The sequence below is a fragment of the Kitasatospora sp. NPDC093679 genome, assembly GCF_040683455.1.
Lineage (GTDB): Bacteria > Actinomycetota > Actinomycetes > Streptomycetales > Streptomycetaceae > Kitasatospora > Kitasatospora arboriphila.
In genome coordinates this window covers 3,198-16,823 of sequence record NZ_JBFBDW010000027.1, presented here as the reverse complement: position 1 = coordinate 16,823, position 13,626 = coordinate 3,198, and the positions used below count along the sequence as shown (strand labels likewise).

Genomic DNA, 13,626 nt, shown 5'->3' with positions numbered 1-13,626 from the left:
CGCCCAGCCGTGCACCCCTCGATCCCCCTGCGCGCCCTTGTGATACCGAACCGGTCGTCTGATCTTCGAAGCGACAGGTCTTGGCACTGAAGGCGCGGGGGGACCGATGGCGGCAGAGGCTCGGGTGACGCCGTGGGCTGAGGAGGCGTTCGGGGCGCTCGCCCCTCGGCTCGTGGACTTGGTGCCGGAGTGCCTGGCCCGCGCTCACGAGCGAGCACGAGACGCCCACGAGGGGGCTCAAACACAAACCCTCGAAGCGTACGGGCACGGGCTCTACGCAGCACAGTTCGAGCAGCTGGCCATGGGACTTGCCGACCTACCCGGTGCGGATGCCGTCCGACTCCAGGCCCGCACCGTCATGGTGGTAGCCGGGCACGTCCTCTACCCGATCCGGTACGCGAAGAGGGACACACCGGTGAGCACCGCGAAGCTCCGGCGGACATCCGGTCTTCGTGCCGACCTGATCCGCCGCCATGGGCCCGACCCACGACAAGGCGAACTCGACCTCGGACCAGCCTTCGAAGCGCCTGAGGACGAAGTCCACGGCGATCTCGCCAAGCTGTCCCCGGACACGAAGCTCGTCCTGGTCGCCTACGCGTGTGCGCACCACAGCGGCATCGTTCGACTGGAGTGGGGCTCGGCAGAACTGCAACAACAAAACCGATCCTTGGTCTGGCATCACCACGAGCCGCTTCCCATACCCAGAGGCCCTGAACAACTGGCAGGCTGAGTTCACCGCCGCTTGGCACTTCGCCCTTTGAACCCCAGGTCGCATTGCATGGTATTCCTGCAGTTCAGGCCGGTTCCGTATCGCACGGCCCGTTCGACGGATGCAAGCTGAAAGCCAGAGCGGACACCTCTTAAGCCGTACCAGCGGGCACCTGGCACCGCACCCCGGCCAGCGCACAGCCGAAGGGGCCGCCCGGCCCACAGCCGGACAGCCCCTCGACCGGGCCCAGTCCTCCGTCCTGATTGACTCACGCTCTCCTGACGGCTGGTCCCGCGGTCAGGGATTCCCCGGCGCCAGGTCGACGACGAGCCGGTCGAGTACCGACTCCTCGTGCAGGGCACGTCCAGTACCGTCATGGCGGCGGCGAGGTCGGCGTCCCCGCTCGCCTCCACCGGGGCGCCGACGAGCGGGAGGCCGGGACTGCCCTGGTCTCGGGCGTGAACGACGAGCCGTTCGTGTCCACGGCTGCCATCCGCCAAGGCTGGGCCGAGTACCGTCGGATGATGCGGTTGGCGAGCGCGATGCCCGGCCAGTCGAAGTCGTCGCGGTACCGCAGCAGCAGGCCGGCGGCCGCAAGGGTGTCGAGGAGTGGAGGACGCGGGTGGAGGCGCTGCCCGAGGTGCAGACCAGGCCCCCGCGCGCCATCACCCACACCGCCCTCTACACCGGCAACGGCCACATCATCGAAGCCGCCCGCACCGACATCCCCGTCCGCGAAGCCCCCTTACCGACGCCCGGCCTCAAGCTCACCGGCGCCACCCGGCCAACCGTGCGCCGGGTGAAAGAAACCGACTTGCTCACTCCTCGTCGAGCAGGAAGTCGTAGTAGTCGGCGGGGCCAACGAGGACGGCCTGGAAGTACAGCGGCTCACCGTCGACGTCTAGCGGCACTTCGTGACCGGCCGTGCGGGTCAGGCCGAGGGAGAGTCGGGGAACGATCCAGTGGTTCGGCTCATTGTTCAGAACGGTCAGGCCCGTGTTCTCCAGGTGCTCGACGAGGTGCAGGGCCGGGGTACGGAAGACGTCGATGTCGCGGAATGAGACGGTGACGTCCTGCGGACCGGGTCTGGGGATCCACACTTCCGCGGCTCGGAGTGTCTTCGCGTTCTCCATGTGGAAGACGATCTCGAACTGCGGATGCAGCGCCGTCACCCTCATGGGACGGAACCTGGCGGTTGACCCGTCGTTGACGACCTTCACTCGACCGAGCGCCGCGGCGGCCGTCTTGACGTCTTCCGCTGCCATGCCGAGGGGGAAGCCGGTGATGCCGTTCGGCGGGTCCAGTTCGAGATTCATGACGGTCATTTTAGGAGGCAGTAGCGGATCTTCCAGCCATTGTCCGCAAGGTGCTTCTGGAACGGTTTGTTGGTCTTCATGTGTGTCACCATCTCTGCGATGGCCTTGTCGTACTTCGTGCCGTGGATCTTGCGGATCATGCCGATGTCCATCTTCATCGCCACATCGAACTTGCCCTGCCGGATGAGGCTGCGCTGCTTCGCACGCCAGGCTATGGACTCGGCCGAGGAGCCGGTACTGATGAAGTCGCGGTGATCGTCGTAGTCCATCCGGATCGCCGGGCCCGCACCGTAGCCGAGTTTTCCACTACCGACGCCCAGGTACGAGTCACGGGCCGGGATGTGGTTCCGCTCATAGGAGTTCGTGTCACTGCCGTCGGTCCAGTTGCTCGGCCGGAGGCTGTAGTGGGAGCCTCCCCAGCCCTGTGGCTGCCGTTTCGCTGCTGCGAGCCCCAGCGGATCGATCCAGAACAGCGGATTGGGAACGTAAGCATGGGGATTGGGGCCGGCGTCCAGGCCGAACGGGTCGACGCTGAGGTAGCGGCCGGTGGCGGGGTCGTAATACCGGAAGTAGTTGTACTCGAGTCCGGATTCGTCATCGTGGTACTGACCCGGTCGCCCGAGGGGGCAGAAGGGGGCCCCGTCAGCAGGCTTGCGCAGGCGGCGCCCCCAGATGTTGGTGTCCGCGGCCCAGGCGATGTGGCCCTCCTCAGTGACCAGTTCGCTCGGGGCGTCGACAAGGTCCGTGACGACGGCGAAGAAGCGCTGGTCGAGCACGGCACCGTCCGCCCGGATCGAGCGCTCGGTCTGGGCAAGTGGACGCCAGGAGCCGGGTTCCCAGTCCCAGGAAACGGTGCGCTGGCTGCCGTCGGCGAGCGCGGTGCGCTGCTCGGCAAGCTGGACGCCGTCCCACGTGAAGACCGTCTCCTCGGGACCGAGGGCGGCGGTGCCCTCGTCGAGGCGCAGCTTCGAAGTGCGACGCCCGAGGGGGTCGTACGTGTAGGCCCAGGAACCGTTGGGACTGTCCACCCGCACGAGCTGGTCGTCCGTGTTCCACGAGTACCGCCACTCGCGGCGCTGTCCGGACAGGGTGCGCACCACACGGCACAGGAGGCGGCCGTGGTCGTCGTACTCGTACGAGGTCCGGCCGGCGGTGTGCAGGAGCGAGCCGCTGTGGGTGCGTTCGCCTCCACTGGCGTCACTGGGGCGACGGGTGTCGTGGGTGCGGGTGATGTTGCCGAGCGCGTCGTAGGCGTACGACTCGCTCCAGGTCTCGGCGCTGACGCGGGTGACCCGGCCGGCCGGAGTCAGGGTGAACTCCCGGCTCCCGCGCAGCCGATCGGCTACCGCCTGAGGCATGCCGTCGGGACGGTAACTGTAGGCCCGCTCCTGAATGCTGGTGAAGGTGCCCTGCTCACCGCCGCGCGCCCAGATGGACTGGGCGCTGAGCCTGCTGCAGGCGTCCCACGTCTGTGTCACGGCAGCGCCACTGCCGAAGTGGCGGGTCGTCTCGCGCCCGTTGGGGTCGTAACCGAATGACAGCGTGGTGATGAGGCCGGTCAGGGAGGCCGGTTGGCTGTTCGCATCCCACGTCCACGTGGAGACGATCCCGGTGGGGGTGGTGCGGCTGGTGCGTCGTCCCAGCAGGTCGTAGGTGTACGTGGTCACCCGTCCGTCGACACTTTCGCTCAGGACTCGGCCGACCGTGTCGTGCGTGTACTCCACCGTGCTGCCGCGGCTGCTTGTGATCCGGGTCAGGTGTCCGTGCTCGTTGAAGTCGAGCCCGGTCACCGAGCCGTCGTGGTTGCGGCGTTCGACCATCTGTCCGGCACCGTCGTAGGTGAAGGCCGTGACACGTCCGCCAGGATCGACGATCTCCAGGAGCTGGTCGGCCCCGTCGAGGCGGTAGGTCATGCTGCGGCCGTTGAAGTCGCTCTCCTCGACGAGGTGGCCGGCCTCGTCATAGCGGTACCGCCAGGTGGCACCGTTCGAGGTGACCGAGAGCAACTGCAGTTCGGTGTCGTACTCGAACCGCTCCTCCTCCCCGTCGGGAAGGGCACGGTGCGTCGGCCGCCCGAACGGCCCGATCCCCAACCGGGTGACCGCGCCCGCCTGATCGGTCATCTCGACGACGTTGCCCTCGGGATCGTAGCTCCACGTCTCGCGGCTGCCGTCGGGATGGATGCGTTCGAGGACCTCGCCCTCGATGCGCCGAACGACGCTCGTGGTGGCGCCGAGCGGATCGGTGGATGCGACGATGCGGCCGAAGGCGTCGTAGGTCGCGCGGGCGGTGTGTCCGAGGGTGTCGGTCACGGCGGTGATCAGGCCTGCCGGGTTGGTTTCGATCCGCCTGAGCTGGCCGAGGGGGTCGGTGATCGACACCAGCCTGCCCTGGGCGTCGTACTGCTTGACGGTCCGCGCACCGGCCGCATCGGTCGCCGTGGTCAGGTTGCCGGCCGTGTCGTAGGTGAAGGCGGCGATGGTTGCGCCGCCTCGCTCGACCGATGCCAGCTGACGCAGTGGGCTGTACGACAGGGTGACGATGCTGCCGTCCGGTTCGGTGATCCGGATCGGGTCACCGTGCTCGTCGAGGTCGAACCGGGTGGTCCGCCCTATCTCGTCGGTGCGGGCCGTGACACGGCCGGCTTCGTCGTACTCGGTCAGCGTCGTGTAGCCGAGAGGGTCGACGGTCTTGATGACGCGGTGCTGTTCGTCCCAGTGGTACTCGGTGGCATGGCCAAGGCTGTCCGTGGCGGTGGTGACCCGGTGGATCGAGTCGTAATGGAATGAGGCGGACAGGAAGCCGCCCGGGCTCCGCCCCGCGGCCGCGCGGCCCTCGGCGTCGTACTCGTACTCGTAGCTCTGGCCGTTGCGGTCGATCCAGGCGGTCATCCGGCCCTGGTCGTCGTACTCGTAGACGTACGGCATGCCGGAGGAGTTGACGACGCCCGCCAGACGACCGTCGGGGTAGTACTGGTAGCCGATGACAACGGTGCCGCGACCCTCCGATGTGCCGTCCAACAGCCTCAGCCCCTCCGCCCGCGGGCCGTCCTGGGTCTGCGTGGTGTCCACGGCTATTCGGAATCCGGCGCTGTGGCTCATCTCGGTGGGCAGGCCCGAGGCATCGCGGAGGAACGTGATCTGGTAGCCGTTCCGGTCGGCGAGGGAAGTGATCGGACGGATCTCCCCGATCCGGTAGACGCCTGCGCCCGTATTCGAGTCCACTCGGGCGAACCGATACGTCAGGCCCCGGTCGGGGTCCTCGATGCGGAAGACGTCGCTCTGCTGGTCCCAGGTCAGCGGCCACCGCGCTCCACCCGACGGTGTCACCGGGCGGCCCGCCCGCTCGGGGTGCGGGTAATGCAGGATCTGGGCGTCGTCCCCCGCGAAGTGGATGCCGTCCGCATCGATCTCAATACGCTGATCGACCGTGGAGGACCAGCCCTGGCCGAACAGGCGGCCACCGATGTAGCCGGAGGCGTAGGAGCGACGGAATTCCAGTGGCAGCAAGCCCGCGAGTATCAGATCCGTCTCTGCCGTGATCACCTGACCTGACACCACGTCCACCGGGTCGCCCGCGGTCTGACACCCTCGGTTGCCACTGACAGCCTGTCCGCGCCTGCCCCCGCTTCCGAGCGGACGCTCCCCGCTCCCGCGGCCTCCACCGGAACGGGGCGAGTGCGGCATGCCCTTGCCGCCGCCGTCGAGTATCTTGCGCAGGTCGGCGGTGTGCTTCGCGTCGATCTCGCGGACGTTCTTGGCGACCGTGGTCAGGTTGTCGCCGGCCTGCTTGTACAGCTTGTGCACGGCCTTGCCGGCATCGTCCGCGAGCGTCTTGCCGAGCTTCTGCGCGCCGTGTTCGAGCGCCTTGACGATCCGGTTGCTCATTCGAAGCTCACCCCCGCGAGCTTGGACTGGAAGGCCTGCGCATGGCCGGCCACGGTCTCGGCGTGCTGGTGCATGGTGCGGGCGTGCGCCTCCAGCGCGTCCGGGTTGATCCGGAAGCCGGTGCCGCCCCCGCCTCCACCGCCGCCGGAGACACCGAGCGTCGACTCGGCGGTCTGGAACACCAGGCCCGACACCGCGCCCGCGACAACCCCCACCAGCGGGTCGATCGCGGCCTCGATCACCTGGCCGATGATGTAGTCCTCCAACTGCTGCTCGAGGAACTGCACCAGCTTGCGCCCCGCCAGCACCGTCGCCGCCGCAGCCGCCTCCGCCGCACCCAACGTGGCCACCGCCGCCGCCTGCTCCGCGATCAATGTCGCTGCCAGCACGACGAGTTCGGCGATCGCCTCCACCTTCATCGCCACGATCACGTCCGCCGCCACGTCCAGCGCCGTCGCCACCACCCGGCAGGCCTGCACCAACTCGTTCATGTGCGAGTCCGACAGCGACGCCCACTTCGCCAGCAGCGCCTCGTACGATGCACCCTCGTACGCCTCGGACAGCGCATGGATCGTCGCCGTCGACTCCCGGTGCGCCTCGTCCACCTTGTCGGTGAACTCCCGGACGTGGTCGGCGAACTCACGGACCTTGTCCTCGTTCACCGACGGCCAGCGGATCCCGATGAACGCCAGGAACGACTCCACCTCACCGGGCAACTCGATCGCCATGCTGTTCCTCCCCCGTCACGGCATGTGCGCCCACGACCCTAACGCAAGGAAGCAACAACACGAACATGAGTTCCAGTCAGGGCGGCGGGTAGCAAAGCACGCCATATGAGCAGCGGTTAACCAGCGCTGCCCCGACGCCTGGCTTCTGGCTCGATGCCAGCCAGTCATTTCCCGCACCCTGTCGTGGCGATTGCGCGAGCAGAACCATCCGGTCGGAACAGGCTTGACTCCAGGCCCGCGATCAAGCATCCATGGACTCGGCCCGCAGTACGCGGTGCGCACCGCGCGGGCCCGGCGGCATCCGTCGCCCTGGCCGGGGACCCCACTCCGCTCCGGAGTCAAGGAGGCCCCACCCATGACCACCACGACGAACAGCAGTCCGGCACGTGTCACCGCGCTCACCGGCCCGGTCGCCGCCGTCTTCACCGAACTCCACAGCACGGACGGCGGTGTCACCGTCGCGGCCCTCGCCCACGCGGCCGAGATCAGCCGTTCCACCGCCGGGAAGGCCCTCACCGCCCTCGAGAGCGCCGGTCCGGACATTCGCACCCGCGGCGGCAACGACCGGCTGCGGCGTCTCCCCCTACATCTGGCGTCCCAGCAGGACCAGCACCACAGCCGCGGCCGTCACCGACGGCACCGACTCCAGCGAGGCTTCGGCAAGCGGCAGCGCCGGCCGGGGCCACTGGGCGGCCGCCGTCAGGGAGCTCGCCGTCACCGGCTGGCACGAGTGCGGCGTCCCGGCACTGCGCCCGCTCGACTCGGTAGCCGAGCCGGCCGACACAGAAGGCCGCCTGGTGACCTTCTGGCACGAGCTGCCGGCCCCGGCAGGGACATCCGCGGAGCTCGCCCCACTGCTCCGACGGCTGCACCAGCTGCCGCTCCCAGCGTTCAGGCTCGGGACTCTGGATCCTTTTGTCCGTCACGAGACGCTCCCAGATCCCGCCCCCCGAGAACACGAAAAGGCCGCATCCGCCAAAACGGATACGGCCTCTCACCTACGACTCTGGACATCAGTCCGAAGTCGGGACGACAGGATTTGAACCTGCGACCCCTTGACCCCCAGATCGCGAGTTAAGGTATTTACGCAGGTCAGAAGCCTATGGGTGCACGCAGCCACGTCCGCTCGCGCCCATGTCGTACGGTCCCGCGCGGAGCGTGTGGTCCCGCACTGGTCCCGCAGATCCATGGGCGAGCGCCCGCCTCACCACCAAACGGCCCGCACCCATGCACCCGGCGATCCCCCGATGCGCCCTTGATCCGCCCGTACCAGTCAGCGGACCGTCGGATCCTGTGGTCGTTCACAGAACTACCGATTGGGGATTCGCATGCCCGGCGCAAGCTCCGCCAGCCCTTGGGCACAAACCGTCTTCGGCCCCATCGCGGCAGAGGTCGCAGCGATCGTGCCTGCCTGCATCGTCCGAGCGCATGAGCGCGCCCAAGGCGGGCATGAAGGCGTTCGCACCCAGACGCTGGAGGCGTACGGACACGGGCTCTATGCCGCACAGTACGAGGAACTGTCGGCCGGCCTGTCGCGACTGCCCGACACGGACTTGGTCCGCCTCCAGGCAAGAACGCTCGCCGTGATCGCCGGCTACGTCATCTACCCCTACCGCTACGCGAAGAAGGACGTGCCCGTCAGCACAGCCAGGCTCCGCAGCAGGTCGGGGCTGCGGGCCGACCTCATTCGCCAGCACGGCCCCGACCCACGTCAGCCGGGGCTGGACCTCGGCATCGAGCTTCCGGCCGAGGACGAGCCACATGCGGACCTCGCGCGCCTGGCCCCTGACACCAAGGTCGTACTGGTTGCTTACGCGTGCTCGTTGGCGGACGGCATCGTCCACCTGGAGTGGGGGTCCGCGGAGCTCCGCGACGAGGACCGGTCACTCATCTGGCACCACCACGAACCACTGCCAGTACCCCGGCAGCGTTGACACGACCTGCCCACCTCGCGGCGCATGGGCTCCGGGCTGTGAACTCGCCGCCCCTTCGTCCCGAATGAGGTCCGGGTCGGTAGTCGACCTGCGGCTCCAGGAGGAGTCACAGGTCAAACCGTTGGTCTTCGTCGGAGGGACGGGGCTAGAACGAAGGGTGATCGCAAGATCTTCTCCCAGAGTTCTCCCAAGAGGCAGGCACGGCCGGAGCCGTCGGTGCTTGCCCCTATGGTCGACGCATGACGACCGCCTCGAACGACATGAAGCCGGCAAGATCCACACCCGCATTGAGATCAAGCCGATCTTGGGCAGCTCCTTGGCTACAGCCGGTATGTGAAGACAGATGAACACCCGAGATGCCGCGGCGAGTAGTGCTCCTGCCTTCTCTGCCAGACGAAGACATGCAGGATTTGCTGGCTGAGCACGGCATCGGCGTCGCATATCAGGACGGCGAAACCTTCTTGGTGTTCCGCTGTCCATCAGCTAGCGGTAGTCACAACAGCTTTCGAGAGCAACCGCGGTGCTGGGCCGAGGGCAGCCTGGGCATCGGACTGGCGCGAAAGCCAGCATGCTCCAGGCGAGCTTCGCGCCTGCACCACGGTCAGACGTGCTGGTGAAGCCCAGGTAACAGCCCCAGCGTGGCTTGGCGTGAGCCAGCCTGTCGGCACAGGTCAAACACCTCACTGAACCGGCCCGGTCTCGGCAGCTGTGTCCTATGGTCCGACGCGGCTCTGTCTCCGGCGATCCCTCTAGGATGCCGTCATGACTTCGGAGGGAACACAGGCAGCACCCGATGTGGTGGAAGACGTCTTCGAGGGCCAGGCCACTGATGTGGAGGTCGAGCAGGTCAGCTCTGCCGAGGCAACCATCGAGCGGCCATGGAACCCGGAACAGATCCGAGTGTCGACCAGCGCCTTCTCACTGCGGAACATCCTGGACCAGATCGATGAAGGCTCACTCGAATTGGCTCCAGACTTCCAACGAGGCAAGGTCTGGCGGGCCACTCAGAAATCGCTACTGATCGAGTCCCTCCTGCTGCAGATCCCACTACCCGCCTTCTACTTTGCTGAGGACAGCGACGGAGCGTTCCATGTCGTTGATGGACTGCAGCGGCTGTCTACCCTTTATTCCTTCGTGCGCGGCAACAGCTTCCCCCTCAAGGGACTGGAATATCTCTGGGATGCAGAAGGCTCTCACTTCACAGACCTGGCAGTCCAATGGCAGCGACGAATCAACAACACTCAGCTGATCATCAATGTGATTGACCCCACTACGCCCGCTGACGTGATGTACGACATCTTCAAGCGGATCAACACTGGTGGCACTCCTCTGAATGCCCAGGAGATCCGCCATTGCATGAGTAAAACCCGCAGTCGCGAAATCCTCAAGCGCATGACACACACTAATTCGTTCTCCATTGCAACCAACGGATTGACCGATCATATTCGAATGAATGATCGGGAGATGGCACTTCGATTCGCCGCCTTCTATCTACTGGGAATCGATGCATATATGGAGCACCCAATTATGGAGGGCTTCTTGATGCGCGCCACCTACCTTCTTGACGATTCGGATGCGCTGCCAGATGCCGCCGTGGAAAAGCTTGAGATGTCCTTCAAAAGGGCCATGAATAATGCATATCTAATTTTCGGCGATAACGCCTTCAGGAAGTGGCCGACGTACGCTCTCGGTCGCTCGCCGATCAACCGAGCTTTGTTTGAAACATGGTCGATTGCGGTCGAGCCGTTTAGCTCTGAGGATCTCAAGCGGCGTAAGGGTGACATTGTGGCGGCTGCACGCGAACGGATGACCACAGACATCGATTATCTCAACGCCATCACGTCATCCACCTCCGACCGGGGCCGCGTGTCCTACCGATTCAAGGCCGCAGCCGAAGATGTGAGGGCCGGTCAATGATCCACGAGCTGGAGATCAAGCACTTCAAGTGCTTCGACCACGTCAACCTGGCCATGAGGCCACTCACAATCCTCACCGGCCTTAACGGCGGTGGCAAGAGCACCGTCCTGCAGGCACTGCTGTTGGCCAGGATCGCCGCCACATCGCCCCAGCACACTGTCCGGTTGAACGGACCATATGGCCTAGCCTTGGGGACCGCCACCGAGGTGCTAAACCGGGCCGCAGCCGAGCCTGCCATTAGTATCCGCGTTGCTACACACGGGCAGGCGCGCGAATGGGTTTACGAGTTCGCAGTTCCTGACGAGCCGGAGGCCCTGCACCTTACATCGACAGGAATCCCTGACACGTTGGCGCCCGGCATCGGGAACTCCCCTGCAGGCTTCACTTACCTATGTGCCGAACGGCTCGGCCCTAGGGATGCGCTCTCGCTGTCTGCCGAAGAGCCCGATGAAATTGGCGTAGGAACACAGGGCGAGTTCACGGCACAGGTGTTGGCCCTCCGCGACACCCGCATGGTCAGTGTTCGACGAGGTGTGCGGGCCGAACTGCTCCACCCCGAACTCGACAGCCCGCTCCCACGGCTACAGGCCGAGGCATGGACATCCGAGATTGTTAGGCCTGCCGGCATTCTCGCTCAGCATGCACCAGGGATTTTGGCTAGTACGATCCGGTTCCGAGAGAAGGACTCATACGGGGAGACAATTCGCCCTGCCAATACGGGCTTTGGCGTCTCCTATGCGCTCCCGATCATTGTGGCGGGTTTGCTCACTTTGCCGGGAGATCTGCTGCTGGTGGAGAACCCCGAAGCGCACCTTCACCCCGCGGGTCAGTCGCGGCTTGGCAGCTTCCTTGCTCGAGTTGCCAGTAGTGGTGTCCAGGTTGTTCTGGAAACCCATAGCGATCACGTTCTAAACGGCGCTCGTCTTGCCATCGCTCAGGACCGATTCCTTGGCAGCGAGGACATGATCGTTCACTACTTCGACGACGATGGGGCCCAGTCAATCGCAGTCAACGAGTACGGCGAACTCGACTACTGGCCCGGCGGGTTCTTCGATCAGATCGAGACCGACCTGGGGAGGTTGGCCCGTGCACGACGGCGCCGATAGCGACTACCGCTTCGTTGTCGATGAAGATAGCCTCGACTGGCGGGGTCGCACGGACGTCGAGGTGCACGACCTAGTCGATACCCTGGCTGAGCTCTTGGAGCCGCTAGCCGACGGGCGCCAGGTGGTCCTGATGACGCATGCGTACATCATGGAATGCTGGGAGGGTGTAGCCGTAGCGGACATCGCCTACACGGCAGATCGCCGAGTATCCCGCGACAGTCGTGTCCGACTGGCCAAGCTTCTCGACAAGTGCCGGGCGATTGAACCGCAAGATGGCGATATCCCTCAGCAGGTCCGGTTCCACGATGTTTGCAAGGAGCCGTCGTGGGGCGTCTCCCATGCTCTGGCCCAGGCCGCAGCGGGGCGGGCGATGGCGGTCCTTGGTGTCCCCATTGTTGACGGGCCGTCCGGTTGGACCGCTTTTGAGCGCGTTGCGGATCAGCTGCAGGTGGAGCTCCACCTTCTGACGGATCCCTCTCAAGTTCAGGAGTTCTGGCGAGGCGTCTTTAGTCGAGAGCCCGTCTCCCCGGAGGAGTTTTTCGTTCTCGCTAAGAGAGCCTTTACTCGACTGCTCTTCGCTGAAGATCTTAACTTCGCTCGCTTCAGGGGAAATTATGCCGAGGTACTGCCGTGGGTAGTCCAACTCCTTAGCGCGCTTGACGATCGTTTCGGCGCTGCACTTGCCGAGCATCGGGGCGACCACAACAGGGTCATGGCCGAGTTCTCCGCCTTGGGCATCGATATCTCGCCCGAGAGTCCGCAGACTCACAAGAATGAGTCCGCCTGGAATAGGCGCCTTGTCCCCTACGGCGATACTCGATATCGCTGCGACTGGCACGGTAAGCGCCTTTGGAATCTTGATAGGGTCCACTTCTCTCGACCTCTAAGCGAATACCAGGGTCGCGTGTTGATTGGAATCTTTACTGATCACCTGCCCACTTGAGGTGATGAGGAATTCCGATACAGACTGTCCTTCCTGAATTCTGGACAGCATGGCAGGCGCTTGAGGAACATCGATTCATGCCTTAAATTGGGTAGTTGTCCACCACGTCGAGAATCACCGCCTCTGCTGCATCGCGATCAAAGTACTCACGTCCCCGTATCGGCTTAACCCCAGCCAGGGCGAGCGTCGCTATTACGTCACGTTCCATGTGAAGGGCAACGTTCTCCGGGAGACTGGTCAGCAAACGCACCACGACCTCGAAGCCGTCGCGAACGTGGTCACTGAGACGGGGGCGTGGATCTCCCGAGGTGATACCGAACTTGATGCGGTCGCCTACGTCATCGATAACGACATAGAATACGTCCCACGCCCTCCCTGAGCAGGTTCGACAGATCCCCTCCCCTCTCGTTACGCCATTAGGGCGGGGCGCACTCTGGTGTCCCTCTTTACAGCGAATTCGGTGCGGCGTAGATGAGCCAATCCAGGTCGGCTCCATAACCTCACCGCCCAATTCGGCCACACGGGCTCGGAACGCCACCTCAGCTGCGCGAGGATCCCGCCCTGCGCAAGTACGGCAGATTCCCTGCCCCTGGGCTATTGCGTTTGGGTGCGGCGCATTCTGGTGCCCCTCCTTGCAGCGGACACGGTGCGGGCGGTTTCCGCCAAGCCAGGTCGATTCTAGGACCTCTCCGCCCAATTCGGTCACACGGGCTCGGAACGCCGCCTCAGCTACACGCGGATCATTTCCCGCACAGGCGCGGCAAATTCCCTGCCCTTGCGATATATCATTGGGGCGCGGCGCGCACTCGTGCCCCTCCTTGCAGCGGACGCGGTGGGGAGTTTTAGTGCCGAGCCAGGTCGGCTCCAGGACCTCTCCGCCCAATTCGGCCACACGGGCCCGGAACGCCGCCTCAGCTACACGCGGATCATTTCCCGCACACGCCTGGCAAATCCCCTGCCCTCCCAATACGCCGCTGGGGTTTGGGGCACACTCGTGCCCCTCCTTGCAGCGGACGCGGTGGGGAGTTTTAGTGCCGAGCCAGGTCGGCTCCAGGACCTCTCCGCCCAATTCGGCCACACGGGCCC

10 protein-coding genes are annotated in these 13,626 nt (G+C 65.2%); 5 read left to right on the top strand and 5 right to left on the bottom strand.

What is annotated here, in order from left to right; genetic code table 11:
* Nucleotides 1–106: 106 nt before the first annotated feature.
* The gene (locus AB0O09_RS22160; RefSeq protein ID WP_363543680.1) at nucleotides 107–730 is read left to right on the top strand and encodes a hypothetical protein; all 624 of its coding nucleotides are present in this window, start codon (nucleotides 107–109) and stop codon (nucleotides 728–730) included.
* A 352-nt stretch (nucleotides 731–1,082) separates the two neighbouring features.
* On the opposite strand, the gene AB0O09_RS22155 is transcribed toward AB0O09_RS22160, so the two are convergent.
* From AB0O09_RS22155 to AB0O09_RS22135, 5 genes are all read right to left on the bottom strand, one after another.
* Nucleotides 1,083–1,382, bottom strand: a complete 300-nt coding sequence (locus tag AB0O09_RS22155; protein ID WP_363543678.1) for a DUF2399 domain-containing protein — start codon at nucleotides 1,380–1,382, stop codon at nucleotides 1,083–1,085.
* 145 nt (nucleotides 1,383–1,527) lie between these two features.
* Complete coding sequence (locus AB0O09_RS22150) at nucleotides 1,528–2,025, bottom strand: hypothetical protein (protein WP_363543676.1); 498 nt, start codon at nucleotides 2,023–2,025, stop codon at nucleotides 1,528–1,530.
* Nucleotides 2,026–2,030: 5 nt separating this feature from the next.
* Nucleotides 2,031–5,912 (bottom strand): DUF6531 domain-containing protein, encoded by a 3,882-nt coding sequence (locus AB0O09_RS22145; RefSeq protein WP_363543674.1) that lies wholly within the window; start codon nucleotides 5,910–5,912, stop codon nucleotides 2,031–2,033.
* Complete coding sequence (locus tag AB0O09_RS22140; RefSeq protein ID WP_363543673.1) at nucleotides 5,909–6,640, bottom strand: hypothetical protein; 732 nt, start codon at nucleotides 6,638–6,640, stop codon at nucleotides 5,909–5,911. The genes AB0O09_RS22145 and AB0O09_RS22140 overlap by 4 nt, the downstream gene beginning before the upstream one ends.
* A gap of 583 nt (nucleotides 6,641–7,223) precedes the next feature.
* On the bottom strand, nucleotides 7,224–7,358 hold the full coding sequence (locus tag AB0O09_RS22135) for a hypothetical protein (protein ID WP_363543672.1): 135 nt from the start codon (nucleotides 7,356–7,358) through the stop codon (nucleotides 7,224–7,226).
* 610 nt (nucleotides 7,359–7,968) lie between these two features.
* Between AB0O09_RS22135 and AB0O09_RS22130 the strand changes: the two genes are divergently transcribed.
* The 4 genes from AB0O09_RS22130 to AB0O09_RS22115 all read left to right on the top strand — a co-directional run bounded on the left by AB0O09_RS22130 (nucleotide 7,969) and on the right by AB0O09_RS22115 (nucleotide 12,540).
* The gene (locus AB0O09_RS22130) at nucleotides 7,969–8,574 is read left to right on the top strand and encodes a hypothetical protein (RefSeq protein ID WP_363543670.1); all 606 of its coding nucleotides are present in this window, start codon (nucleotides 7,969–7,971) and stop codon (nucleotides 8,572–8,574) included.
* Between the two features lie 762 nt (nucleotides 8,575–9,336).
* Nucleotides 9,337–10,491 carry a DUF262 domain-containing protein gene (locus tag AB0O09_RS22125; RefSeq protein ID WP_363543668.1) on the top strand — a complete coding sequence of 385 codons (1,155 nt, stop codon included), beginning with the start codon at nucleotides 9,337–9,339 and terminating at the stop codon, nucleotides 10,489–10,491.
* Complete coding sequence (locus AB0O09_RS22120) at nucleotides 10,488–11,597, top strand: DUF3696 domain-containing protein (protein ID WP_363543666.1); 1,110 nt, start codon at nucleotides 10,488–10,490, stop codon at nucleotides 11,595–11,597. The genes AB0O09_RS22125 and AB0O09_RS22120 overlap by 4 nt, the downstream gene beginning before the upstream one ends.
* Complete coding sequence (locus tag AB0O09_RS22115; protein WP_363543664.1) at nucleotides 11,578–12,540, top strand: hypothetical protein; 963 nt, start codon at nucleotides 11,578–11,580, stop codon at nucleotides 12,538–12,540. Before AB0O09_RS22120 ends, AB0O09_RS22115 begins: the two co-directional genes overlap by 20 nt.
* Nucleotides 12,541–13,626: the final 1,086 nt, after the last annotated feature.